At 67.9% G+C, this 25,137-nt stretch carries 24 protein-coding genes; 9 read left to right on the forward strand and 15 right to left on the reverse strand.

What is annotated here, in order from left to right; genetic code table 11:
- Positions 1–38: 38 nt before the first annotated feature.
- Positions 39–368: a septum formation initiator family protein gene (locus AAC691_RS02730; RefSeq protein WP_176640579.1), complete on the forward strand. Its 330-nt coding sequence runs from the start codon at positions 39–41 to the stop codon at positions 366–368.
- 106 nt (positions 369–474) lie between these two features.
- On the opposite strand, the gene rpmG is transcribed toward AAC691_RS02730, so the two are convergent.
- Entirely contained in the window at positions 475–642 is a 168-nt protein-coding gene (rpmG, locus tag AAC691_RS02735; RefSeq protein WP_176640578.1) for a 50S ribosomal protein L33, read from the reverse strand.
- 159 nt (positions 643–801) lie between these two features.
- On the opposite strand from rpmG, the gene glp reads away from it, so the two are divergent.
- Entirely contained in the window at positions 802–2,031 is a 1,230-nt protein-coding gene (gene glp / locus AAC691_RS02740; protein ID WP_342628861.1) for a gephyrin-like molybdotransferase Glp, read from the forward strand.
- Positions 2,032–2,260: 229 nt separating this feature from the next.
- On the forward strand, positions 2,261–3,055 hold the full coding sequence (gene lexA, locus AAC691_RS02745; RefSeq protein ID WP_342628862.1) for a transcriptional repressor LexA: 795 nt from the start codon (positions 2,261–2,263) through the stop codon (positions 3,053–3,055).
- Positions 3,056–3,309: 254 nt separating this feature from the next.
- Here the strand turns inward: lexA and AAC691_RS02750 are convergent, their stop codons facing one another.
- Positions 3,310–4,062 carry an SDR family oxidoreductase gene (locus AAC691_RS02750; protein WP_342628863.1) on the reverse strand — a complete coding sequence of 251 codons (753 nt, stop codon included), beginning with the start codon at positions 4,060–4,062 and terminating at the stop codon, positions 3,310–3,312.
- A gap of 115 nt (positions 4,063–4,177) precedes the next feature.
- On the opposite strand from AAC691_RS02750, the gene AAC691_RS02755 reads away from it, so the two are divergent.
- Positions 4,178–5,062 carry a LysR family transcriptional regulator gene (locus AAC691_RS02755; RefSeq protein ID WP_342628864.1) on the forward strand — a complete coding sequence of 295 codons (885 nt, stop codon included), beginning with the start codon at positions 4,178–4,180 and terminating at the stop codon, positions 5,060–5,062.
- Between the two features lie 75 nt (positions 5,063–5,137).
- On the opposite strand, the gene AAC691_RS02760 is transcribed toward AAC691_RS02755, so the two are convergent.
- On the reverse strand, positions 5,138–6,598 hold the full coding sequence (locus AAC691_RS02760) for a multicopper oxidase domain-containing protein (protein WP_342628865.1): 1,461 nt from the start codon (positions 6,596–6,598) through the stop codon (positions 5,138–5,140).
- Positions 6,599–6,697: 99 nt separating this feature from the next.
- Complete coding sequence (locus tag AAC691_RS02765) at positions 6,698–7,039, reverse strand: hypothetical protein (protein ID WP_176639638.1); 342 nt, start codon at positions 7,037–7,039, stop codon at positions 6,698–6,700.
- Positions 7,040–7,214: 175 nt separating this feature from the next.
- Here AAC691_RS02765 and AAC691_RS02770 point away from each other — a divergent pair, with 175 nt between their 5' ends.
- The 3 genes from AAC691_RS02770 (at position 7,215) to AAC691_RS02780 (ending at position 10,539) form a co-directional block, all read left to right on the forward strand.
- Complete coding sequence (locus AAC691_RS02770) at positions 7,215–7,439, forward strand: hypothetical protein (protein ID WP_342628866.1); 225 nt, start codon at positions 7,215–7,217, stop codon at positions 7,437–7,439.
- Positions 7,440–7,472: 33 nt separating this feature from the next.
- Positions 7,473–7,952 (forward strand): GNAT family N-acetyltransferase, encoded by a 480-nt coding sequence (locus AAC691_RS02775; protein ID WP_342628867.1) that lies wholly within the window; start codon positions 7,473–7,475, stop codon positions 7,950–7,952.
- Positions 7,953–8,196: 244 nt separating this feature from the next.
- Positions 8,197–10,539: a TonB-dependent receptor gene (locus AAC691_RS02780; protein ID WP_408906049.1), complete on the forward strand. Its 2,343-nt coding sequence runs from the start codon at positions 8,197–8,199 to the stop codon at positions 10,537–10,539.
- 72 nt (positions 10,540–10,611) lie between these two features.
- On the opposite strand, the gene bioD is transcribed toward AAC691_RS02780, so the two are convergent.
- Genes bioD through AAC691_RS02795 form a run of 3 tightly spaced genes read right to left on the reverse strand, consistent with a single transcriptional unit; the run spans position 10,612 to position 14,002 of the window.
- Positions 10,612–12,033, reverse strand: a complete 1,422-nt coding sequence (bioD, locus tag AAC691_RS02785; protein ID WP_342628868.1) for a dethiobiotin synthase — start codon at positions 12,031–12,033, stop codon at positions 10,612–10,614.
- Entirely contained in the window at positions 12,030–12,776 is a 747-nt protein-coding gene (locus AAC691_RS02790; RefSeq protein ID WP_342628869.1) for an alpha/beta fold hydrolase, read from the reverse strand. Before AAC691_RS02790 ends, bioD begins: the two co-directional genes overlap by 4 nt.
- Positions 12,773–14,002 carry an 8-amino-7-oxononanoate synthase gene (locus AAC691_RS02795; RefSeq protein WP_342628870.1) on the reverse strand — a complete coding sequence of 410 codons (1,230 nt, stop codon included), beginning with the start codon at positions 14,000–14,002 and terminating at the stop codon, positions 12,773–12,775. The genes AAC691_RS02790 and AAC691_RS02795 overlap by 4 nt, the downstream gene beginning before the upstream one ends.
- An 85-nt stretch (positions 14,003–14,087) precedes the next feature.
- On the opposite strand from AAC691_RS02795, the gene AAC691_RS02800 reads away from it, so the two are divergent.
- Complete coding sequence (locus AAC691_RS02800; RefSeq protein WP_342628871.1) at positions 14,088–15,353, forward strand: adenosylmethionine--8-amino-7-oxononanoate transaminase; 1,266 nt, start codon at positions 14,088–14,090, stop codon at positions 15,351–15,353.
- A gap of 87 nt (positions 15,354–15,440) precedes the next feature.
- Here the strand turns inward: AAC691_RS02800 and AAC691_RS02805 are convergent, their stop codons facing one another.
- Positions 15,441–15,890, reverse strand: a complete 450-nt coding sequence (locus AAC691_RS02805; RefSeq protein ID WP_342628872.1) for a DUF4167 domain-containing protein — start codon at positions 15,888–15,890, stop codon at positions 15,441–15,443.
- A gap of 277 nt (positions 15,891–16,167) precedes the next feature.
- The gene (gene prmC, locus AAC691_RS02810; RefSeq protein WP_342628873.1) at positions 16,168–17,094 is read right to left on the reverse strand and encodes a peptide chain release factor N(5)-glutamine methyltransferase; all 927 of its coding nucleotides are present in this window, start codon (positions 17,092–17,094) and stop codon (positions 16,168–16,170) included.
- A gap of 39 nt (positions 17,095–17,133) precedes the next feature.
- Between prmC and AAC691_RS02815 the strand changes: the two genes are divergently transcribed.
- The gene (locus tag AAC691_RS02815) at positions 17,134–17,610 is read left to right on the forward strand and encodes a hypothetical protein (RefSeq protein WP_374729374.1); all 477 of its coding nucleotides are present in this window, start codon (positions 17,134–17,136) and stop codon (positions 17,608–17,610) included.
- Between the two features lie 151 nt (positions 17,611–17,761).
- Here AAC691_RS02815 and prfA read toward each other — a convergent pair whose 3' ends face one another.
- From prfA to AAC691_RS02845, 6 genes are all read right to left on the reverse strand, one after another.
- Complete coding sequence (gene prfA / locus AAC691_RS02820) at positions 17,762–18,832, reverse strand: peptide chain release factor 1 (protein ID WP_342628874.1); 1,071 nt, start codon at positions 18,830–18,832, stop codon at positions 17,762–17,764.
- 14 nt (positions 18,833–18,846) lie between these two features.
- The gene (hisS, locus tag AAC691_RS02825; RefSeq protein ID WP_342628875.1) at positions 18,847–20,094 is read right to left on the reverse strand and encodes a histidine--tRNA ligase; all 1,248 of its coding nucleotides are present in this window, start codon (positions 20,092–20,094) and stop codon (positions 18,847–18,849) included.
- Positions 20,095–20,221: 127 nt separating this feature from the next.
- Complete coding sequence (gene ispG, locus AAC691_RS02830) at positions 20,222–21,370, reverse strand: flavodoxin-dependent (E)-4-hydroxy-3-methylbut-2-enyl-diphosphate synthase (protein ID WP_323991101.1); 1,149 nt, start codon at positions 21,368–21,370, stop codon at positions 20,222–20,224.
- A gap of 114 nt (positions 21,371–21,484) precedes the next feature.
- The gene (locus AAC691_RS02835; RefSeq protein ID WP_342628876.1) at positions 21,485–22,642 is read right to left on the reverse strand and encodes a RodZ domain-containing protein; all 1,158 of its coding nucleotides are present in this window, start codon (positions 22,640–22,642) and stop codon (positions 21,485–21,487) included.
- Positions 22,639–23,766, reverse strand: coding sequence for a nitronate monooxygenase (locus AAC691_RS02840; protein ID WP_342628877.1), 1,128 nt, complete (start codon positions 23,764–23,766; stop codon positions 22,639–22,641). Before AAC691_RS02840 ends, AAC691_RS02835 begins: the two co-directional genes overlap by 4 nt.
- Positions 23,767–23,768: 2 nt before the next feature.
- Complete coding sequence (locus tag AAC691_RS02845) at positions 23,769–25,022, reverse strand: aspartate kinase (protein WP_342628878.1); 1,254 nt, start codon at positions 25,020–25,022, stop codon at positions 23,769–23,771.
- Positions 25,023–25,137: the final 115 nt, after the last annotated feature.

Here is a 25,137-nt window from a genome sequence, read left to right on the forward strand (position 1 = left end):
GAATACTTCGGGACGAATCGGAGAGGGACTTATCGACCATGCAGATCGGCCGGATGATTCGGCGGGCAATCCGCATGGTCGTTCCCCCTGCCCTGTTCATCGGGCTGACCGGTTATTTCGGCTGGAACGCCATGCAGGGCGATCATGGCATGCACAGCTATCAGGCGCAGCTCCGGCTGCTGGATGAGGCGCGTGCCGCCCAGCAGGACGCGATGTCGGAACAGCTTGCCTGGGCCCGGCGGGTGCGGGGACTGAAGGAAAACGCGCTGGACCGCGACACGCTGGACGAGCGGGCGCGGGCGATGCTGAACCTGTCGCGCTCGAATGAGCTGGTCGTTCCCTATGGGGCGCACGACCGGCTTTATTGAGGATCGGGCGTTTCCGTCAGGCGAGGCGCAACGCAAAAAGCCGGGGCCCCGTGGGGCGCCCGGCTTTTTTGTCGCATCCGTGGGTGAGACCCGTGGATGCGGCCGATTATTTGATCTTCGCTTCGCGGAAGGCGACGTGCTTCCGCGCGACGGGATCGTATTTGCGCATCTCGAGCTTGCCGGTCTGGGCGCGGGCGTTCTTCTTCGTCACGTAGAAGTAGCCGGTGTCCGCCGTCGAGACGAGCTTGATCTGAATGGTGTTGGTCTTGGCCATGGAATCCTCAGCACTGCTCCGCCGCTGCTGGAACAATCAGGTGCAGCAGTGGTTCAAGTCGGCGGAAAATGCGCATACAGAGGCCCGAGGTCAAGCATTAGTCGCACGAATCGCGCAGATTCAGGGTGTGCGGCGCGCGGCGGAGGGAGAACGGGAGCCATGCTGAGCGTATCCGAGGCGCAGGAGCGGATTCTGGCGGACCTGTCGCCGACCGGGCCGGAACTGGTCGCGCTGGCCGATTCATGGGGGCGGGTGACGGCGGGGGAGATCGCGGCCCGGCTGGACAATCCGCCCGCCGACATATCGGCGATGGACGGATATGCGGTGCGGGCGGAGGATGCCCGTGCGGGTGCTGTGCTGAATCTGGTGGGGGAAAGCCCGGCCGGCCATCCCTTTGCCGGCGCCGTGCCCGAGGGGGGCTGCGTGCGGCTGTATACCGGCAGCGTGATGCCGGCCGGGGCCGATTCGGTGCTGATCCAGGAAAACACGATTGCCCAGGGTGGAGCGCAGGATGACGCTGGGGGTGGGCGGATCGGCGTGACGGCGGATGTGCGCGCCGGGCAGCATATCCGGCGGCAGGGGCAGGATTTCGCCCGTGGCCAGGTCGTGGTCGGACAGGGCCGTGCGATCCTGGCGCGGGAAGTCGGGCTGATCGCGGCGGCGAATCATGCCTGGGTGCCGGTGCATCGGCGGCCGGTCGTCGCGATCCTGTCGACCGGCGACGAGATCGCCTTGCCCGGCAATCCGATCCCGCCGGGCGGGATTGCCAATTCGAACGCCCCGATGCTGGCCGCCCTGGTGCGGGCCAGCGGCGGGGTGCCGGTGATTCTGCCCGACGCGCGGGATGACGAGGCCGAGATTGCCCGGCTGGGCCAGGGGATCGCACGGGCCGACATGCTGCTGACCGCCGGCGGCGCCAGCGTGGGACGCTATGACCTGGTGCAGCGCGGGTTGGAGCGGATCGGGCTGGCGGTCGATTTCTGGAAGATCGCGATGCGGCCGGGCAAGCCGCTGATGTTCGGACGCATCGGCACGGTGCCGGTGCTGGGGCTGCCGGGCAATCCGGTCGCGGCGCTGGTCTGCGGCATTGTCTTCGCCCTGCCGGCGATTCGGGCCCTGAGCGGACGGAGCGACCGGCTGGTGATGCCGGAACAGGCGGTGCTGGGGGGCGACCTGCCGGAGAACGACCAGAGGGCGGACCATCTGCGCGCCACGCTGCGCCGCGATGCCGGCGGGGCGCTGGTCGCGACCGCGTTTTCCCGCCAGGATTCGGCGATGCTGCGGACCCTGGCCGACAGCCAGGCGCTGATCCTGCGGCCGCCGCATGCGCCGGCGGCGCGCACGGGTGCGCCGTGCCAGGTGCTGCGGCTGGACAGCCTGTCGATCTGAGACGCGCGTTTTCTGCCGGCCGCTCTGGCTTGCTAGCACGGCTTGTAAAACGGCCTCGGCGCGGTCTTTTTCGTGTGATCCGGGGGCCGGGGCGGGCCGGTGCTGTTGACGGACGGGTGGGAACCAATATAGAACAACATCAATAGGTTTCCTGTTTGTTCCCTGCCCTGGTAACGGATCGGCCAACCACGCGTCCAATAAGTCGCTCAATTCGGTCACGGGGGTGCCAATGCTGACACGCAAGCAACATGAGCTGCTGCTGTTCATCGACAGGCATCTGAAGCAGACCGGTTTTTCGCCGTCGTTCGATGAGATGAAGGATGCGCTGAACCTGCGGTCGAAATCGGGCATTCACCGGCTGATCTCGGCGCTGGAGGAGCGCGATTTCCTGCGGCGGCGCCATCATCGTGCCCGGGCGCTGGAGGTGCTGCGCCTGCCGGAGGTCGTTACGGCCGACGGGAGGGCCATGGGGGCGCAGATGGCGGAGGAAGCTGTTTCCTCCCCTGCCCCTGCCCCTGCCCCCGGCCCCGTTCGGGAGACGGAGGCGGCACGGGCGCCGGCTGCCGATCCGTTCGTGCCCAATGTGATCCGGGGCGATTTCGCCGGGCGGCTGGCCGGGGCGCCCGTGGCGACGGAAGCGGGGTCGATCAACCTGCCCTTCTATGGCCGGATCGCCGCCGGCCAGGCCATCGAGGCGCTGCGCGAGACCGGGTCGCAGATCGCGGTGCCGCTGAACCTGCTGGGGCATGGCGCGCATTACGCGCTGGAAGTCACGGGCGATTCGATGATCGAAGCCGGAATCCTGGACGGGGATACGGTGATTATCCGCGAGGGGGAGTTCGCCGAGAACGGGCAGATCGTCGTGGCGCTGATCGACGACCAGGAAGTGACCTTGAAGCGGCTGCGGCGGAAGGGCGGCGCGATCGCGCTGGAGCCGGCCAATGCGCGCTATGAGACGCGCATCGTGCCGTCGGATCGGGTGCGCATCCAGGGCAGGCTGGTGGGGCTGCTGCGTCAGTACTGAGCAATATTGCGCGGGAGATTTGGCAGCCCCTGCGGGCCGGGGGTTATGCTTGCAGCGTGTTGGACGCATGGCGTCCAACACGAGCAGCGGCATGCAGTCCGTCAGATCAAGCGCAGACATCTACACCTGATGTCGCCCAAGCCATCCGAAATGGGCGATGTCGGCAATGCTATCCCCTCGGCAACTGCGCCGGCCGAACGAAACGTCATGACGTCGTGCTGGCCATTCAGCGACGGGGCGGTGGGCGCTATGGTTCAGATCTGCTTCTGGCCGCCGTCGACAAACAGTTCGATGCCATTGACGAAGCTTGCGTCGTCCGAGGCGAGGAAAAGCACCGCGCGCGCGATTTCCTCGGGCTGCGCGATGCGTCCGGCGGGAATCAGGCCCGCTAGGTAGTTTTTGGTTCCTTCAGCCTGCGCGCCGCCGCCGAACAGATGATCGAGGCCCGCGGTCTCGGTGACGCCGGGGCTGATCGCATTGACCCGGATGTGGCGATCCTTGAGGTCGAGCATCCAGTTGCGTGCGAAGCTGCGCACGGCGGCCTTGCTTGCGGAATAGACGCTGAATGAGGGTGTCCCGGCCGCGCTGACGTTCGATGCGTTGAGGACGATCGACGCGCCGTCGCGCAGCAGCGGAAGGGCCTTCTGGACCGTGAACAGGACGCCTTTGACGTTGCCGTCGAAGGTCGATTGATAATGCGCCTCGGTGATTGCGCCGAGTGGTGCGAATTCGCCGCCACCGGCATTGGCGAAGAGGACGTCGATCTGGTCGTGCTTCTGCCGCACGGCCTCATAGAGACGGTCGATATCCTCGAGGCGACCCATATCGCCCCGCACGCCCGTTACCCGGCCGCCGATGCTGCGGACAGCGGCATCGAGCGTCTCCTGGCGCCGGCCGGTGATGAAGACGAAGGCGCCGTCGTCGGCGAACGCCTTCGCGGTCGCGAGACCGATGCCGCTCGTCCCTCCGGTGACCACCACGACCTTGTTTTCGAGCCTGTTTGTCATTGTCCTGTCTCCTTGTCTTCGACGCTCGTGCGTCGGTGAGACGAACATGATCCTGGAACGATGATGCGATAAGTCGTCGTTTGTGGCACGCAGCGTTCACTAGGAGGAACGATGCATGAAATCCGACCTGAACGACTTCTTCTATTTCGCGGAAATCGTCCGCCATGGCGGCTTCGCGGCTGCCGGCCGAACGTTGCGGGAGCCCAAATCGAAGCTCAGCCGACGCGTCGCGGCCCTGGAAGCGCGCCTCGGGCTGCGGCTGATCGAACGGACGAGCAGGCGTTTCCGCGTGACCGAGATCGGCCAGGCCTTTTACGAGCGCTGCAGACTTATCATGACGGAAATGGAACAGGCGGAGTCTCTTGTGGCACAGGCCAAGAGCGAACCGCAGGGTCGCATCCGCTTCAGTTGTCCGACTGGAATGATCGAGGAGATCTCGGACGCCGTATCGGGTTTCCTGGCCCGCTATCCGAAGGTGCGGCTTCAGCTTGTCGCGGTCGATCGCGCGGTCGATCTGATTGCGGAGCGCGTCGATGTCGCCCTGAGGATACGCACGGCGCTGGTTGGCGATGCAGCCCTGACGATGCGCGCGCTGGGCAATTCCACGCGTATTCTCGTCGCCGCGCCAGGGTTGGCCGGACGGTTGCAGGACATCGACGATCTTTCCTCGGTGCCGACGCTCTCCACGTCCGATGAGGATGCGATCTGCGAATGGTACCTGCAGACCGATGGGGGGCGATCCCATATCGCGCGTCATGAGCCCCGGTTGGGCTGTGCCGATTTTGCCGCCGTGCGGCAGGCGGCTGTTGCCGGGCTAGGTGTGGCGCTCCTCCCGGATCACCTTTGCCGCCAGGCGCTTGACCAAGGCGAACTTGTTCGCGTGCTTCCGGAATGGCGCGGCCTTCATGGCATCGTGCATCTTGTCTTCACGACCCGGCATGGTTTGACCCCGGCCGTACGGGCCTTGATCGATCATCTCGCGACCGTCAGGTTTCGATGATTGAAGAGGACAAGTCTGGTTTAGCAGACGCCCGGTCAGGAGCGCGCGGATCAGTCGGCGGACCGGATAATAATTCTACGCATAATTGAACAGAGCCATGAATCCGAAATCCATGTGCAGTTGCTGGTGGCAATGGAACAGGGTCGGTCCGGGGTTGTCGGCCGTGAAGTCGAAGGACAGTTCCTGGAAGCCGCCGAGCATCACCACGTCCTTGATGAGTCCGGCGGTGGGTTTTCCGCCGATATGGGTCAGTTCGAAACTGTGGCGGTGCAGGTGCAGCGGATGGATGTCGTCGCTGGCATTGCGGAACGTGCACCGGTAGCGCCGGCCCCGGTGCAGGGTGTAGGCGGGCTGTCTGGTATCCATCGAGAAGGCGCGGCCGTTGAGCGTCCAGCGGTTGAAGCCGTTCAGGGCGCCGTTCTGCTTGACGATCAGGATTTCGATCGTCTCGTCCGGCGGAGGCAGCATCGCATCGGGCCTGCCGAAGCGTGCATAGTCCCAACGGAACGGCTGCGGCCGCGTCCATTGCGGGCTGCCCGTCATGCCGGCATATTCGACCACGATGCCCATGCCGCGCTGCCGGTCGTCGTCGGCCAGGTCGCCCATGATCCAGATGCCGGGGTGGGTCATGTCGACGATGGCCGAAACCCGTTCGGCCGCGCCCAGCCAGAGCACGGGGACGTCGCGCGGCGACGGCACCGGGTTGCCGTCGAGCGCCACCACCCGGAAATTATGGCCGGGCAAGGCGAGGCTGCGGATTTCGCCGGCGCTGGCGTTCAGGACGTGGAACAGCACGCGCTCGCCCTGCCGGACGCGGATCGGATCGCCATGACCCAGCATCCGGCCATTGACGGCGAAAAGCGCGTAGCCGACCTCGTAGCCCTTGGGCCCGTTGAACTGCCTGTCGGCCTGCCGGCCGATCCGCTGCAATGCGGCGAGCGGCGCGCCGGCGAGCGCGTCGACCGCCATGTCGCCGCCGCGGCTGAAGGAGGGCAGGAATTCCTTCAGCACCAGGAAGATTTCTCGGTCGTAGGCGCCGGGATCCGCCGCCGGTTCGATATAGACCGGTCCGGCGAGGCCGGTATAGGTGCCGCGGCTGAGATCGGCGCCGGGCACGATATGGGTATGGTAGAAACGCAAGCCCGCGGGCTGCGGCACATAGGCGATGCGGCGCATGGCGTGCGGCGGGATGAAGGGGGTGCCTTCCTCGGCCGCGCCGTCGATGTCGCTGGGTACGAACTGGCCATGCCAATGGACGAGTTCGGGCGTGTCGGTGTCGTTGACGATGTCGACCACGACCCGCCTGCCCTGTTTGAGCCGCAGCAGCGGTCCGGGGAACTGGCCGTTATAGAGCGTGGTCGAGACGATGTGGTCGGGCGCGAGTTCGACCAGTCCGGGGGCGATCCGCAGCGTGTAATCGGGCTTCTGCCGCGCCATTTCTTCCGTTGCATCCCGGGCGCCCGCCATGCGCGGCGCGGCGCCGATTGCCGGGCCGAGGGCGGCGAGCTTCAGCAGCGTGCGGCGGTCGATGGGCATGGCGAGCCTCTTGCCGGGGTGTCGCTGTTCCTGGATGGTGGGAATGTCTGACGGCGGGAAGGGTTCGATCCGGGCGGTCAGCCGGAGGTGTCCTGGCGTTCAGTCGCGAGACGGCGGCGTTGCAAGGCCCATCCAGCGTGGGTGACGCATTTCGATCCAGCAGAGGAGCCGATCCCTGACGCGCCGCATGGGCGGCAGGTCGTCGGCCAGCAGCAACAGCCCCAGCGGCAGCATCCACAGCCCGAAGACCGGCAGCAGAGACAGGAAGCCGCCGAGGATCAGGAGAACGCCGACCGGGATTCGCACCCAGCGTGCCGCCGGCTGGCGCAGCCGGTGGATGGCGGGCCGCATCCATTCGGGGAGTTGCCCGATCAGAAGCGCGATCCGCCGTTCCGGGGTGCCGCCATAGGCGCGATCCGCATCGGAACCGTCCTTGTCCATGCATCATGCTCCCCGTGCCATCTGTCGTGCCATCCATGACATGAGCACGTCGCCATGTCCCGGCAAGGGCGGCGGGTCCGGGCGTCGATGGGGGCCGTCATGGCCCCTGCCCCGCGTCATCGTCGTATCCGGTCGGGAGATTGCCGCGTCCGGTGCGGCATCGTAGCGTCGGGACATGACGCCCCATATCCGGCTGGCACGACCTGACGACCTGGCGAATGTGGAGGCGGTCGTGAAGGCCGCTTATGGACATTATGTCGCCCGGCTGGGCCGCGCGCCTGGCCCGATGCTTGCCGATTATCGCACGCTGATCGCCGCGCGGATGTGTCGTCAGAAGGCGCAGATCCGGTATGAATTTCTTCGGTTCGGCCAGCAATGTGGATTTGGTGATATGATATAATAGAGAATAGTTGGGGGCGATATGGAGAAAAGAATGTACGGCCAAACAATTGCAATTAGAGAAGCCGTTGAAGCCGATACTGTCTGGATCCGCCCGTTTCTCGAGAGTCGATGGGGCGACGCGACAATGGTCGTGTCAGATGTACGCGTTGATCTAATGAAAGTGCCCGCCTTGATCGCGGGAAACAACGAGGGTCTTCTTACATACAGGGTCGTGGACGACGAAGTGGAGATCCTGTCTCTCGACGCCATAGTGGCTCAGAAGGGTGTCGGGACCGCTCTCGTGACGCATTTGTGTGACTCTTTCAGAGAACTCGGGTCGAAAGCGATCATTGTTTCGACGACGAACGACAACCTCGATGGCCTGCGGTTCTATCAGACGAGGGGATTTCAGATAACTGAGGTGAGATGTGGCGCCATTGGAAAGGCCCGGCTGATCAAAGCAAGCATTCCGCTTACTGGTGCATACGGAATACCGGTTTCTGACGAGATAAAACTGCGTCGGCCCCTGTGACGCCTAAGCGCGCGTGTTCTGTGGTCAGCGGTATGCTGCCCAGACCGGCCAGTTTGTGCGAGCCTCGCCGCGTGCGGACCGGGGATTCAGTAGTGATGCCCGGTGCCGCCCCGGAGCCGTCGCTTCGGGCCGGCGCGGGATTTGTTGCGGATCGTCAAAGTAAGCTTTGAAAGCTTCCGATCGAACGGCGGGCGGATTTCGTTCTTGGATGAGAACAACGCCATCCTCATCGAACGAGAGCCTTATGCGACATCCTGCCGGTTTTCAGTGCCCTTCCTGCCTGCCGCGACGGGGACGGCGCGTGCTGTTCAGCGCGGTGCTGCTGGCTGGGGTCAGTTCGATGGCCGCGCATGCGGCGCCGGCCGGGGCGCAGGCGCCCGTCCTGCATTCCGGCCCGCCTTCCGCCCTGCATGCCGCCCCAGCCTTGGGGCACCCCGCACGGCCTGGCCTTGCGGTGGGCCGGGCGGTGGGCCGTGCGGTGCGGCGGCCGACATTGGAGGCGATTACGGTCACCAGCGCGCGGACGGCGCGGTTTCATACGATGGCCAATACGGTCGACACCATCAGCGGCCGCGAATTGCAGGAACTGCATATCGTCAGCCCCAAGGAGATCGCGGCCTTCGTGCCCGGGGTCACGGCGGTGAACGCGACGTCGGGCAGCACGCCGATCTTCTCGATCCGGGGCATCGGGCTGGACGATTATATCGGCACCAATATGGGCGGGATCGGGATCTATCTCGACGGGGTCTTCGCGCCCTATCCGGTATTCTATAACGGCCAGATGTTCGACGTGCAGACCGTCAGCGTCGAGAAGGGGCCGCAGGGGTTCGAATATGGCCGCAGCACGACCGGCGGCAGCATCAATGTGGAATCCATCAAGCCGACCGATCATTTCGGCGGGTATCTGGACTGGGGCTATGGCAGCTATGGCACCAATACCGCGCGCGGCGCCGTCAACGTGCCGGTTGCGGACAATATCTATAACCGTTTCGCCTTCAGCTATATCAACGGGGATGGCTGGCAGCACGATATCCATACCGGCCGGCTGTACGGCGCGCAGGATTTGCTGGGGCTGCGCAACCTGACCCAGTTCGTCATCGACGACCGGTCGTCGCTGATGCTGAACATCCATTATATCCGCGACAGGGGAACCCCGGTGTCGCCGCAGGACGTGGATGGCGACGCGGTCAACGGCCTGCCCGACCGCACGATCGGCGTGGGGCCGAATGCCAGGGCCAATGCGGTCAATGTCGGCGACAATGCGGCGTCGCGCGACGAGAATGGCGGGGGGATCGGCGTCAACTATACGCGCGCGTTCGATTTCGGCACCTTTACCTCGGCCACCGGGATCGATTTCTACCGGCGCGACGATTACGACAATTATGATGGCGAATCCGTCCATGTCGGCGATTATCGCTGGAACGACACCGCGATCGTGCAGTCGCACGACATGCATCTGCGCATGCGCCTGGCGCGGCGCCTGACCGTGACGGTGGGGACGTACGAGTCCTGGGACAGGATCGACGGCGCCTATACGAGCTATCGCTCCTTCCTGCTGGGGGCGCCGAACGCGAACCTGACGGACCGGTTCGTGCAGCAGAACATATCGGCGGGGCTGTACGCCAACACCGTCACCACTATCGTCAAGGGGTTGGATTTCATCGCGGCCGGGCGCGTGTCCTATGACAGCCGCGGGTTCGACGGGGGCACGATCGACGATTCCGGCGCCGTCACGGGGGTTGCGGGTTCGCACCTGTCGTACCTGAACACGGCGCATGATTATGGGCGCCTGACCGGCCGGGTGGGCCTGCGCTATACGATCATGCCGGGGACGCTCGTCTATGGCACGATTTCCAACGGCTATAAGGCCGGCGCGTATTTCGCCGCCCCCGTGACCGCGCCGCAGGCGCTGGATTACGTGCGGCCGGAGAATTTGACCGCCTATGAGATCGGCGCCAAGACCAGCCTGCTGCGCAACAGGGTGCAGCTTGAAGGGGCGCTGTTCGATTATGAATATCATAATCGCCAGACCCTGTTCGTGGCCGAGATGCCGCGGGGGATTACCTCGCTGAGCCTGGGGCCGATCCCGCGCGCCCGCTCGCGCGGCGGCGAGATGTCGGGCACGCTGCATGAACTGGTCCCGAATTTGGATTTGCGCGGGTCGTTCGCCTATCTGGATGCTCAGGCGATCACGCCGGTCACCAATATCGGCGGGCTGCCGCTGCTGTCGAACGTCACGGCGCATTCGGCCATCCCGTTCGCGCCGCGATTCTCGTGGGATGCGGTGGCGCGCTACGGGATCGATGCCGGACCGCGTTATCGCGTGACGGTGCAGGCGAGCTATACGTGGAAGGACAATATGCTGGTCGCGCTGGGCGATCCGAACGGAAAGACCAGCAAGATCGGTTCGTTCGGCATGCGCATGGAAGTGGGGCCGAAGAGCGGCAAGTGGACCGCCGCACTCTATGTCGACAACATGCTGGACAAGCATGGCGACACCTATTCCTTCACCGGCAGCGACAATAGCCGGGTGCAGTATCTGCAGACGCCGCGCTGGGTCGGCTGCGACCTGCGGTATAATTTCTGAATAATTTCTGGATAATTTTTGGCGCGTGCCGGAGCGGGACGGGGCTGATGGTCCGTCCCTTCGGCCCTCCTTTTAGTCCCGCGTGCGCCAGATCGTCGCGAAATCGGGCAGCGTGCGGGCCAGGGTTTCGACCTGCTCCGGGCCGATCCGGTCCAGATGGGGGAATTCGGCCAGGATGCGGGTGTGGCCGAATTGGGTGACCGCCCGGCGGGCGGCGGCGGAGGGCGGGCCGTTGAGCACGATTCCGGCCACGGCGATGCCGCGTTCGCGCAGGGCCTGCAAGGTCAGCAGCGTGTGGTTGATCGTGCCGAGCCCGCTGCGCGCGACCAGGATGACCGGCAGGGCGAAGCGGGCGATCAGGTCGATCATCATGCAGTCCGCCGTGACGGGGACCATGACGCCCCCTGCCCCTTCGACCACCAGGGGGCGGGGATCGGCGGGCGGAGGCAAGGCGATGCCGGAGACGTCGAGCGGCGTGCCGGCCAGTTCGGCCGCGTCGAGGGGCGAGAGCGGGGCGGCCAGCGTGGCGAAGGCGGGATGGATGGCGGCGGGCGCGCAGGCGCCGAGCGCCGCGAGCGTGTCGGCGTCGGCGGTCTCTTCGGCGATGCCGGTCTGCAGGGGCTTCCAGTAGCGGGCGCCCCAGGCGCGGACGAGGCAGGCCGAGACCAGGGTCTTGCCGACCCCGGTATCGGTGCCGGTGACGAACACCCCCTTTTGCGGCGGCGCGCGGAACATGCCGTAGCCGATCCGATATGTCATGACAGGCGCGCCCTGGGAAGCGCCTCGGGCATCCAGCGCGGCCAGCAGGCGGCGCATGGTGCCGGCACCCAGCGGCCGGGCGCCGTCCTGTGGCAGGGAGGCGCCGATCTGGCGCAGTTCGCGCAGGAAAGCCAGCGGTGACGCCGGCCGGTCGATGACGGTTTCGGTCTGCCACCTGCCCTGCCCCGGCCAGGGCCAGTCCGCCTGCAGGGTGGCGGTATCGGGATAGGCCGGGGTGGCGCAGGGTACGCCGGCGGCCTGGTGCACGGCGCGCCATTCGGCGAAGCTGCCGGCGCAGAGGGTGGAAAACCCCATCATGCCGCCGGGCGCCAGCAGGGCGGCCAGCCGTGCCAGGGTAGTCGCGCGGTCGGCGAACCACTGCATGGACAGGCTGGAGCAGATCAGATCATAGCCGCTGCCGGCGGCGGCCGGGTCTTCGGCGTCCAGGGTCAGGAACCGGGTCTTGCCGTCCTCGCCCAGCCTTTGGCGGGCGCGGGCGACCATTTCGGGCGCCAGGTCGGTGACGGTGAGGTCCGCGTCGGGGAACAGGCGGCGCAGATGGGCGCCGAGAAAGCCGGTGCCGCAGCCGAGTTCGAGGATGCGGGCCGGCGGGGGGGCGCCGGCGGCGATGCGTTCGGCCAGGCGGGCGGCGACCAGGTGCTGGATGCGTGCCGCGCCGTCATATTCGGTGGCCGCGCCGAAGCGGGCGGCGAGCTGGTGCTTGCGTGCCGTCATGGGTGATCTTTCGCGGGATCGGCGCCCCGAGCCGGCGGTATCGCGGCCAGCAGGTCCGCGATGAGGGCGGCGCAGCGTGCCGGATGGGTCAGCGGCAGGAGGTGGCCGCCATCCTCGACCCAATCGACGGGAAGCGGGGCGGGGAAGCTGGCGGTGGTCATGTCGGGCGGGACGATCGGGTCCTGCCGGCCGGCGAGGATGCGCAGGGTCGCCATTCCGTCCGGCGGGAGAGTCGTCCGGGCGTCGGCGTCGCGCAGCAGGCGCAGGGCGTGGGCCAGCCGGTCGGCCCGGGCCGGGGCGGGTGCCGGGGTGGTGATGCCGGCGCGGGCGCGGAACGTGGCGACGACGTCGTCGGGGTTGCTGTCCAGTCCGTGCGCCATGCGGTCGATGATGCGGGGGGCGACGCCCGCCGGATAGTCGGGGGCGGCGCCGAACCGGGCGAAGCCGTTGAGCAACACTATTCCCACGCAGGGACCGGCGCCGGGGGCGGCCCGGGGGCCGATGCGGGCCTGCGAGCGGTGCAGCAGCAGCCAGAGCGTGCCGAGCGAATGGCCGACCGCGACGAAGGGGCGGGTTGGGCGCGCGGCGAGCGAGTCCGGCCCGAAGAAGCCGAAATCGAGCGTGACGGGATCCGGATGGTCCAGCCGGTCCAGGACCGGGTTCCAGAAATCCGGGGTGAATCCCCAGCCATGGACCAGCAGCAGGCCGGGGCGTTCGGAGGGGGCGGGAACCGGCGTCGTCATGCCGGCCCGGTTCCCGCCGCGAGCGCCCGCAGCAGGCGGTCGATCATCGAATCATCATGCGCCGCGCTGAGGGCGAGGCGGATGCGGGCGGTGCCGGCGGGGACGGTCGGCGGGCGGATGGCGCTGCCGAGGATGCCGTGGTCGGTGAGGGTGCGGGCGAGTTGCAGCGTGCGGTCGGCGGGGCCGACGATGACCGGGACGATCTGGGTGGTCGAGGCGCCGGTGTCCCAGCCCAGGGCGGCGATGCCGGCGCGGACCCGGTCGGAGATCGCGGACAAATGGGCGCGGGCCGCGTCCATGGTGGGCACCAGGTCGAGTGCCGCGTCGATCGCGCCCAGCAGGCCGGGCGGCAGCGCGGTGGTGTAGATGAAGCCGGAGCAGGTGCTGACCAGCCAGTCGCACAGGGCGCGCGAGCCCGCGACATAGGCCCCGAAGCTGCCCATCGCCTTGCTGAACGTGCCCATGGCGAGATCGGCCCCGCCGGATGGGTGGGGGCCGCTCTGGATACTCGCGCTCGGGATACTCGCACTTTGGGCGGACAGGCCCCTGCCCTGCGGCCCCAGCACGCCGGTGGCGTGGGCTTCGTCGAGATAGAGGAAGGCGTCGTGGCGGTCGGCCAGGGCGCGCAGGCCGGCGATGTCGGCGCGGTCGCCATCCATGCTGAAGACGCTTTCGGTGACGATGAAGCGCAGGCCGGCCTGACCCCGGCGCTGGGTCAGAAGCTGATCGAGATGGTCGAGATCGTTATGGGCGAAGCGGATCTGCCGGACGCCGGCGGCCTGGCAGCCATGGTGCATGCTGGCATGGTTGAGGCGGTCGGTGAAGACCAGCGCGGGGGCGCCCGCCTGTTCGCGCGACAGGCGGAACAGCGACGGCAGCACGGCGGCGTTGGCCTGCCAGCCCGAGGCGAAGAGGAGCGCGGCCTCGGTCCCCTTGAAGCGGGCGAGCTTTTCCTCGACCAGGCGATGCTGGTCGGTGGTGCCGGTGACCAGGCGCGAGGCGCCGCTGCCGGTGCCGAAACGGCGGGTCCAGTCGATGGCGCGCTCCCGCAAGATGGGATGGCGGGACAGGCCGAGATAGTCGTTGGAGGAGAAATTCAGCAATTCCGCGCCGTCGCGCCGGACGATGGCCGGGCCGTGATGGGCGAGCGGCGCCAGGTCGCGCCGGAGATGCTGCCGGGACAAGGCATCGAGCGCCGACTGGAAATAGGGATCGAAACGGGTCATGAAGCGGTGTCTGCCATGAAGCGACGTTTTCTGCCGGACCGCCGGGGGCCGGTCAATTGCGGACCTGGGTCCGGGGAGAGTGACGATGAGCGGACCGGACTGGCTGGGGGCCGGGCTGCCCCATATCTGGCTGCCTTATACCCAGATGCGCACCGTATCGCCGCCGCTGCCGACGGTGGCGACCGAGGGGTGCCGCATCCGGCTGGCCGATGGGCGGGAACTGGTCGACGGCATCGCGTCGTGGTGGACGGCCTGCCACGGCTATAACCATCCGCATATCCGCCAGGCGGCGATGGCGCAGTTGGCGCGCATGCCGCACGTGATGTTCGGCGGGCTGGTGCACGAGCCGGCGCTGCGCCTGGCGCGGCGGCTGTCCGACCTGCTGCCGGGCGACCTGGAGCGGGTGTTCTTTACCGATTCGGGGTCGGTCGCGGTCGAGGTCGCGATCAAGATGGCGGTGCAGTACTGGCTGAATCGCGGCGTGCGCGGGCGGAGCCGGCTGGTGGCGTTTCGCGGCGGGTATCATGGCGACACGCTGGCGACCATGGCGGTATGCGACCCCGAGGAAGGGATGCACAGCCTGTTCGCCGGCGTGCTGCCCGAACATTTCATTGCCGACCTGCCGCGGGACGACGCGTCGCGCGACGCGCTGGAGCGGCTGATGGCGCGCGAGGCGGGACAGGTGGCGGCGATTCTGGTCGAGCCGCTGGTGCAGGGGGCCGGCGGCATGCTGTTCCATGACGCGGCGAGCCTGCGTTTCCTGCGCGACCTGGCGGACCGGCATGGGGTACTGCTGATCCTGGACGAGGTCTTTACCGGGTTCGGGCGGACCGGCAGCCTGTTCGCCTGCGAGCAGGCCGGGATCGTCCCCGACATCATCACCTTGTCCAAGGCGCTGTCGGGCGGCACGGTGCCGCTGGCCGCCACCGTGGCGCGGCGGCATGTCTTCGCGGCCTTCCTGTCGGATGATCCGTTGCATGCGCTGATGCATGGGCCGACCTTCATGGCCAATCCGCTGGCCTGCGCCTGTGCCAATGCGTCGCTGGACCTGTTTGCCGGCGAGCCCCGGCTGGAACAGGTCGCGGCGATCGGCGCGCAGATGCGCGCGGAGCTGGAGCCGTGCCGCCACCTGCCTGGCGTGCGCGACGTGCGCGTCATGGGCGCGATCGGCGTGGTGGAGCTGGAACGGATCGGCGACATGAACCGGCTGAAGGCCCGGCTGGTCGAGCAGGGCGTCTGGGTCAGGCCGTTCCGGACCATCGTCTATCTGACGCCGTCCTTTACCATCACGCCCGGCGAGCTGGCGAAGCTGACCGGGGCGATCAGGACCGTGCTGGCCGATCCGCCGTGAGCCCGCGCGGCCCCCGCCGCCGCGCCGGATCGGGTCTTGGGATCAGATCTCGTGGGGTCAGATCTCGCGGGGTCAGATCTCGTGGGGTCAGATCTCCGCTGGGGCGAACTGGATGTCGGGTTTGTCCTTGTCGACCGGCGGGTCGTCCGTGGCGGCGGGGTCAGCCGGATCGCCTTCATCGGTTTCGACCGCGTTGGCGCGGTGGCGGGGCTGGCGGTCCTGACGCTCCTGGCGTTCCTGCTGCGATTGCTGCGCCGCCTGGGTCATGGCGTTAAGAATGCGGAAATAATGTTCGGCGTGCTGGAAATAAGCCTCGGCCATCACGCGGTCGCCGGAGCCGCTGGCGTCGCGGCCGAGCTGAAGATATTTCTCGAATAGCTGCTGCGCGGTGCCGCGGATGCGCAGATCCGGACCGTTACTGTCGAAGACATGGTTCCGGTTGAGAGGGATCTGGCCGTTATGCTGGCGCGTACTGCCGCCGCCGCCGTTGCTGCCGCCAGAGCGATGGTGCCGGCCCCGCATGCGTTTCATATTCATAAGTGTCGCAGCACTTTCCTGTTAACGATCGCCGCTGTTCCGCGACCGCCGGGACCGTCAGTCCCCTATTGTCCTAGTTGGCGCCCGGCTGCCGCCCGGCTTACGATCCCGATTCCGCTATGCGGGATATGCACGACCCTGCCCGCAATGGCGATCATACCTGTCGTCATGTGGTCAGGATCCGGGATGCGGCAGTTTCATGAGGGTCAAGGCCCCTGCCTGCATTCCCTGGTCAATTTATTCTCTCATCCTACGTCTGCCAAATGGTTTTTTTGGCTCAGGCCGTAGCGCGTTGCATCAGGACGGCGCGTGGGATGCCCCCGAGATCGGTGCGGATCGCGGCGATGTCAAGGCCCGCTGCGCGCGCGAGGGCGGGCATATCGCGATCCTGGCCGATTCCGACTTCGAAGATCGCAATTCCGCCGGGGGCCAGCAGCGACGGCAGCAGGAAGGTGAGATGGCGGTAGGCATCGAGTCCGTCCGGTCCGCCATCGAGCGCGCGCATGGGTTCGTGATCGCGGACATCGCGCATCAGGCCGGCCAGGTCGCCCCTGGGGATGTAGGGCGGGTTGCTGAAGACGACGTCGAAGCGCCCCTGGAGCGGCGCGGCCCAGTCGGCGGCGAGCATGGCGCAGCGCCCCGCGAGCCCGGTGCGCCGGGCGTTGCGCGCGGCGAGCGCCGCCGCCGCCGGGGCGAGGTCCACCCCGACGCCCCAGGCGCCGGGATATTCGCCGAGGGCGGCGAGCAGCAGGCAGCCCGTGCCGGTGCCCAGATCCAGGATGGTGCGCACGGCGGCGCGGTCCGGCCGCTGGGCCAGCAGGGCCTCGATCAGCGTTTCGCTGTCGGCGCGGGGGATCAGCGTGGCGGGCGAGGTTTCCAGGTCCAGCGACCAGAATCCGGCATGGCCGGTGATGTAGGCCATGGGTTCATGCGCCACGCGGCGGGCGAGCGCCGCGCCGAAGGCCGCATGCTCGGCGGCGTCGAGCGCGCCCCGCGCCAGCAGGCCGGCCAGGTCGGTGCCCAGGACATGGGCCATGAGCAGCCGGGCCTCGCGCCGGGGGGTGTCGATCCCTGCCCCGGCCAGCCGCGTGGTGGCTTCGGCCAGCACCGTGGGAAGCGCCAAAGACGATAGCGACTGGGACGATTCGGCCGGTGTCGCGGGTGCTTCAGGCGATGCGGGCGATGCCGGATCGTTGATCTTCATGTCAGGGGCGATCCGTCCTAAGCTGCCTGCATGAATCGTATGAGCGGGTCATCGGGAATCCTTGCAGTTCAGGGGGCGATTCTTGGCGCGGTCACGGCGGGTTGCGCCATCCTGGCGCCGATGAAGCCGGCCCTGGCCGGGTCCTTTACCGTGGTCGACGGACGGGCGGCGACCGAGATTTCGGAAATATCGCGTTTCTATATCGACGACCAACTGGCGGCCACCATCCGGCTGGATGCCGGGACCCCGCAGCGCATCGTGCGGATCGAGACCCCGGCGGGACGGCTGAACCACAGCTATGTCCTGTGCGGCGAGATTACCATACGCATGCCCGACGGGCATACCGAGACGCACGAGGTCAATGGCGAAGGGGTGCTGCATCATCCCGACGGGCAGGTGCTGAACGCGCTGGGCACGCGGAACTTTACCGAATTCTATCTGGCCGATCCGGATGACCCGTCGGTGGTGGAGCGCCGTCCGGGCCGCGCCGGCCTGTGCGCCGCGCCGACCTCGTAGCCTGGAGCGTGATTCCGCCTCATCAGGATCTGCTCCAGTGTCCTGATTCCGAAATTCGCAAGCGAATTTCGGAATCGAAAGGCCACTAGAATCAATATCTTAGTGGCCTGCTGATCCGAGAAATTCTCATGAGAATTTCTCGGGCCGGACACTATATTCCCTCGGTGGCCAGCAGGCTGGCCTGGTCGTCCTGGATCAGCGCGTCGACGAATTCGTCGAGTTCGCCCTGCATGACGCGGTCGATCTTGTAGGCCGTGAGGTTGATCCGGTGGTCGGTTACCCGGCCCTGGGGGAAATTGTAGGTGCGGATGCGTTCGGAGCGGTCGCCGGTGCCGACCTGCGACTTGCGGTCGGCGGCGCGGGAGGCGTGGGCGGCGGCGCGCTCGCGCTCATAAAGCCGCGCCATCAGGATCTTCATCGCCTTGGCGCGGTTCTTGTGCTGGCTCTTTTCCTCCTGCATCGCGACCACCAGGCCGGTGGGCAGGTGGGTGATGCGCACTGCGCTCTCGGTCTTGTTGACGTGCTGGCCGCCGGCGCCCGAGGCGCGGAAGACGTCGATGCGCAGGTCGTCGTCATTGACCTGGACGTCCACCTCGTCGGCTTCGGGCAGGACGGCGACGGTGATCGTCGAGGTGTGGATGCGGCCCTGGCTTTCGGTGGCGGGGACGCGCTGGACACGGTGCACGCCCGATTCGTATTTCAGCCGCGCGAACACGCCGCGCCCGGTGATGTTGGCGATGCCCGAGCGCAGGCCGCCCAATTCGGATTCGTCGAATTCCATCACCTCGAACCGCCAGCCGCGCAGGGCGGCATAGCGGCGATAGGCGTCGAACAGTTCGGCGGCGAACAGGGCGGCCTCGTCCCCGCCGGCGGCGGGCCGGATTTCGAGGATCGCGCTGCGTTCGTCGGCCTCATCCCTGGGGAGCATGGCGATGCGGATGTCCTGGCGCAGCGCGGGGATGCGCGCGCGCAGGGCGTCGAGTTCGGCCTGGGCCAGTTCGCGCAGGTCGGGGTCGGCCAGCAGGGCCTGGGACTGGCGTTCCTCGCGTTCGGCCTGGCGCAGTTCGCCGATGCGCGCGACGATCGGTTCGAGTTCGGCATATTCGCGCGAGGCCTTGCTGAAGGCCTCGCCGTCGAGGCCCTGGGCCAGGCCCTGGGACAGCATGGCCTGCAGTTCCTCGGACCGGGCGGCGATCCGGTCCAGCCTGTCGTCGAGTTCCATGGCGCGCGTTCCCGTCAGCCGTCCCGCCCGGCCAGGTAGGGCGCGACGGCGTCCAGGGCGAGTTCGGCCTGGGTGCCGTCATCGAGCGCCTTGACCTGCGCCACGCCGCGCGCGACCTCGTCCTCGCCGATCAGGATGGCATGGGTGGCGCCGATGCGGTTGGCGCGTTCCATCCGCCGCTTGGCGTTGCCGCGATAGGCGATTTCGGCCCGGACGCCCCGGGCGCGCAGGGATTGCAGCAGCAGCAGCGCGGTGGCCGACGCGCCCTCGCCCAACGGGACCACCGCGACGGGGCGCGGTGCCGCCGGGGTGGCGTCCAGCAGCATGGCGAGCCGTTCGATGCCGCCCGCCCAGCCGATGGCCGGGGTGCGCGGGCCGCCCATTTCGGCCACCAGCCCGTCATAGCGGCCGCCGGCCAGCACGGTGCCCTGGGCCCCGAGACGCTCGGTGACGAATTCGAAGGCGGTGTGGCCGTAATAATCGAGGCCGCGCACGATGCCCGGATTCTCGCGGAAGGGCACGCCCAGCACGTCCAGCGCGGAGCGCAGCCCGTCCCAGAAGGCGCGGGCGGATTCGGTCAGGTAGGCGCCGATCCGCGGCGCGTCGGCGACCAGGGCGCGGTCCTGCGGCGCCTTGCTGTCGAGGATGCGCAGCGGGTTGCGTTCGAGCCGGGCCAGGCTGTCCTCGGACAACTGGTCGCGCAGGTCGGTGAAATAGGCGATGAGGGCGGCCCGCCAGGCGGCGCGGCTTTCGGCGTCGCCCAGCGTGTTGAGTTCCAGCACCGTGTCGCCGGCGATGCCCAGGGCGGCGAGGATGTCGCGGCCCATGGCGATCGTCTCGGCGTCCGCCAGGGGTTCGGCGGCGCCGATCAGCTCCGCGCCGACCTGGTGGAACTGGCGGTAGCGCCCCTTCTGCGGCCGTTCGTAGCGGAACATCGGGCCGGCATAGAACACTTTCTGCGGCAGGGACTGGGTCAGGCCGTTGGTGACCAGGGCACGGCAGATGGCGGCGGTGCCCTCGGGCCGCAGGGTGAGCGATTCGCCGCCGCGGTCCTCGAAGGTGTACATCTCCTTCGACACCACGTCGGAGGTGTCGCCCAGCGAGCGGGAGAAGACGCGCGTATCCTCGAAGATCGGGGTCGTCCATTCGTCGAACCCGTACAGCCCGGCGATCCGGCGCGCGGTCTGGACCACATGGGCGTGGCGAAGCTGGGCCTCGCCGATCAGGTCATGGGTGCCACGGACGGGTTGCAAGCTGCTCACGGAGACGAGATTCCTGAATCTGGGCCTGAATTCGGGTGCCCCCGAATTGGCATGGCCGGGGCGGACGGCGCCGCGCCCGGGACCGCGAGCGGTACCGGGATGCGGCGAAGGGCGAGCGGGTTCGGCCCTATCGGGCCGGGGCCAGGGCGGATTCGGCCTCGGCCTTGGCGGCCTCTTCCTCGGCGCGGATCAGCTCGGCCTTCTGCTCGACCAGGTCGACGATATGGTCGATCATCGAGTCGGCGGCAATGGTGTGGTCCTGCCGGCCGGCGGAATAGACCATGTGGCGGCCCGAACCGCCGCCGGTCAGCCCGATATCGGTCATCAGCGCCTCGCCGGGGCCGTTGACGACGCAGCCGATGATCGACAGGGTCAGCGGAGTCTGGATATGAGCCAGGCGTTCTTCCAGCGTCTGGACGGTCTGGATCACGTTGAAGCCCTGGCGCGCGCAGGACGGGCAGGAGATGATCTTGACCCCGCGATGGCGCAGGCCCAGCGATTTGAGGATGTCCCAGCCGACCAGCACTTCTTCCTCGGGCTCGGCCGAGAGGGAGACGCGCATCGTGTCGCCCACGCCGGCCCACAGCAGGTTGCCCAGGCCGATCGAGGATTTGACGGTGCCGGCGCGCTTGGACCCGGCCTCGGTGATGCCGATATGCAGCGGGTGGTCGCAGATTTCGGCCAGTTGCTGGTAAGCGGCGACGGCGAGGAAGACGTCGGAGGCCTTCACGCTGATCTTGAATTCGTGGAAATCGTGATCCTGCAGGATTTTGGCGTGTTCGAGGGCGCTTTCGACCAGCGCGTCGGGGTTGGGCTCGCCGTATTTTTCCAGCAGGTGCCGTTCCAGCGAGCCGGCATTCACGCCGATGCGGATCGAGCAATTATGGTCTTTGGCGGCGTTCACGACCTCACGCACGCGTTCGGCGCTGCCGATATTGCCGGGATTGATGCGCAGGCAGGCGGCGCCGGCCTGGGCGGCCTCGATCGCCCGCTTGTAGTGGAAATGGATGTCGGCGACGATCGGCACGTTGACCTCGCGCACGATCTCGGCCAGGGCGGCGGTGCTTTCCTCGTCGGGGCAGGAGACGCGGACGATGTCGACGCCGGCCAGTTCGGCGCGGCGGATCTGCGCGATGGTCGCCGCCGCGTCCGTGGTCAGGGTGTTGGTCATGGTCTGCACCGAGATGGGCGCGTCGCCGCCGACCGGAACCTTGCCGACATGGATCTGCCGCGACTTGCGGCGTTCGATATATTGGTACGGACGATAGCTGCTCATGGTCTGCCCTCCGGATGAGGCTGATAACACGGTTCTATCCGACGGCCTGACGGATGGCCGCATACCCGTTTGGTGCTTCCTGCCAAAAAGCGGCGGGTTTGGCCAGAGTAGTCGCTAATGCGGGATGGTCGCCGGCGGGGTGGTGGCAGTGGCGGCTGTTGGCGCGCCGGCTGTCGGGTCGCCGGCCGGCGCGGGCGCGGCGATGCTGCCGTTGCGGATGGCGTCGGGCGAGAGGACGAGATTGTGCCGCACCGCGCCGGGGCGGCCCAGCGGCGGCGTGGTGATTCCGTCCATGGTCAGGACCAGGCCGCCGGCATTGCCGACGGTCAGCAGGACGTTCGCCTTGTCCGGCGGGATCGACCAACTGTCGCCCGGCTGGAGGACATGTTCGTAGAGGACAGGGCCGGCCGCCTGCCGCAGGCGGACCCAGGTGCGGGCCGTGGCGGTGAGCGTGATCTGGCCGGGCACGGGCGGCGGCGCGAGGCTCGGTCCGGCGAGGTCGGGGCCAGGTATTGTGGTGGGCGTTGTAGTGGGCGTTGCGGCGGTTGGCGGGGCGGGCGTGGCTGCGTCGGTGGCGCCGGGCGCCGGCGTGGCCGGTATCGCGGGTGCGGGCTGGACGGGCGTGGGCAAGGCGGGCGGCGGGGATGGCTGCGCGGCGGGCGTGGCCGGCGCGGCGGGCATGTCGTCGGCGGTGATCGCGGATTTCTCGGCGCTGGACAGCGGCTGCGGCGGGGCGGTGGGCCGTTCCGGCGGCAGGACGGAGGCGACCTGCGGGGAGGTCGTCCCCTGGCGGACCAGGCCGGGAATGGCCGATGACACGGACGGGACGGGCTGCGGCGGCGGCTGGACGTCCGTCATGCGGTACCAGCCGATATAGGCGATGACGATCACCACCCCGCCGAGCAGCGCCATGACGCCGGCGGGCATGGTGCGTTCGGGCACCGGTTCGGGAAAGGAGAGTTCGGGCTTGGTGTCGATGCTGCCCCTGGTCTCGGACTTGAAGCGGGCGGCCAGGGATTCGGCGTCCAGGCCCAATGCCTGGGCGTAGGTGCGCAGGAAGCCGATCGCGTAGACATTGCCCGGCAGGTCCTGGACGCGGCCCTCCTCCAGCGCTTCGAGGGTCGGCAGGCGGATGCGCAGCCAGGTGGCGACGTCCGGCAGCGCCCAGCCGAGCTGTTCGCGGCGGGCGCGCAGGGTGGGGCCGACGCCGCCGGGCGGTTCGGCCGGGCGGGACGCGCCGGCCGGGGATGAGGCGGCGGCGCCCTCGCTCACATCTCCTCCGCCGGATTGTCGCGCCGCACCAGCGCGTCGACGGCCTGTTCGACCAGTTCGGCGATGATGGCGGCGACCGGCTGGACCGCGCTGATCATGCCGACCGATTGTCCGGCCATGACGGAGCCGTTTTCCACGTCGCCGTCGATGACGGCGCGGCGCAGCGAGCCGGCCCAGAAATGCTCGATCTCGAGCTGGGCTTGCTCTCGCGTGAATTCGCCGTCGAGGAAGCGGCGGACCGTTTCGCCCTGGTGGCGCAGGAAGGCGCGGGTGCCCTCGTTGGTCAGGCCGCGGACCGGGATGACGGGGAAGCGTTCGTCGAGCTGGATGGAGGCGACCGCGTCGCGCGCGTTGGCGCGGACGAAGGCGGCCTTGAAGCGGTCATGCGCGATGCTTTCGGCCGAGGCGGCGAAGCGGGTGCCGAGCTGCGCGCCGGCCGCGCCCTGTTCGAGATAGGACAGGATGGCCTCGCCCCGGCCCAGGCCGCCCGCGACGAAGACCGGCACCGAGCGGATGAAGGGCAGCACCTCCTGCGCCAGGACGGTCAGCGAGACCGGGCCGATATGGCCGCCGGCCTCGGCGCCCTCGATCACCAGGGCGTCCACGCCCATGCGGACCAGGCGCTTGGCCAGGACCAGCGCCGGGGCGAAGGCGATGGCGCGCGCGCCGCCGTCCTTGATCGCGCGGATCGCCGGACCGGGGGGGATGCCGCCGGCCAGGACGACATGCGTCACCTTCGCCGCGAGGCAGACGCGGACCAGGTCGTCCAGCCTGGGATGCATGGTGATCAGGTTGACGCCGAAGGGGCGGCTGGTCATCGCCTGGGTGGCGGCGATTTCCTCGGCCAGGCGGTCGGGTTCCATCGCGCCGCAGGCCAGCACGCCGAACCCGCCGGCATTGGAGATGGCCGAGACCAGGTTGCGTTCGCTGACCCACGACATGGCGCCGCCGAGGATGGCATAGCGGCTGCCGAGGAAGCCCGTGCCGGCGGACCAGAGGCGGTCGAGCCGCGCGCGCGCGGCAGAACGAGCAGCAGAACGAGCGGTGTCATGCGCGGCGTCATGCGCCGCCGTGTCGTGGGCCTGTTCGTTGCCCTCGGGGGGCGGGGAAAAATCGTCCATCATCGTCAGGCCGCGTCGAGACCGTAGGCGGTGTGCAGGGCGCGCACCGCCAGTTCGGTATATTCCGATGCGATCAGGACGGATACCTTGATCTCGCTGGTCGAGATGACCTGGATGTTGATGTTGCGATCAGACAGGGTGCGGAACATCGTGTTGGCGACCCCGGCATGCGAGCGCATGCCGACCCCGACCACGCTGATCTTCACGACGTCGTCGTCGGTGACCAGTTCGCCGTACTGGATCACGCCCTTCGCGGCCTCGAGCGCCTGAATGGCGCGGGCCAGGTCGGTCTTGCCGGTGGTGAAGGTCATGTTGGTCAGACCGTCGGCCCCCGTGCTCTGCACGATCATGTCCACGTTCACGTTGGCCGCCGTCAGCGGGCCGAAGATCGCCGCCGCGATGCCAGGACGGTCGGGGATGCTTCTGACGGACAGCTTGGCTTCGTCGCGCGAGTAGGCGATGCCGGCGACCAGTTCCTTTTCCACGATTTCGTCCTCATCAACCACTAATGAACCGGGCAGGCTGCCTTCCGCCGGGGCGGGACCGTCGACGAAGCTGGACAGGACCTGCACCCGGACGCGTTCCTTCATCGCCAGTTCGACGCTGCGGGTCTGCAGCACCTTGGCGCCCACCGACGCCAGTTCGAGCATCTCTTCGTACGTGATCTTATCCAGCTTGCGCGCCCTCGCAACAATGCGGGGGTCGGTGGTGTAGATTCCGTCGACATCGGTGTAGATGTCGCACCGGTCGGCCTGGATCGCCGCGGCCAGCGCCACGGCCGAGGTGTCCGACCCGCCGCGGCCGAGGGTGGTGACCCGGCCGTCGGGGCCCAGGCCCTGGAAGCCGGCGATCACCGGCACCTGGCCGGCCTGCATGCGCGCGACCAGGGATTCGCCGTCGATCGACGCGATCCGGGCCTTGCCGTGCGCGCCGTCGGTGCGTAGCGGGACCTGCCAGCCGTGCCAGGAGCGCGCCTCGACGCCCAGCGTCTGCAGCGCGATGGCCAGCAGGCCGCTGGTGACCTGTTCGCCGGTGGCGACGACCGCGTCATATTCGCGCGCATCGTGCAGCGGGGACAGGGATTGGCAGTAGCCGACCAGGCGGTTGGTGACGCCGGACATGGCGGAGACGACCACCGCGACCTCGCACCCCGCGGCGACCTGCTTGTGGACTTTTTCGGCCACCGCGCGAATCCGGTCGAGATCGGCCACCGAGGTGCCGCCGAATTTCATGACGATCCGCGGGACGGTACGAGGCATGGACAAGGCTCTCCAGTTCGGCGCCCAATTCGGTGGGATGGGCCGTTCCAGCCCGTCGGAACCGCCCGGAGCGGCCGAGGGGGCATTGCGGTTATCCGCAAGGCGCGTCACATAC

The sequence above is a fragment of the Nguyenibacter vanlangensis genome (assembly GCF_038719015.1).
Lineage (GTDB): Bacteria > Pseudomonadota > Alphaproteobacteria > Acetobacterales > Acetobacteraceae > Gluconacetobacter > Gluconacetobacter vanlangensis.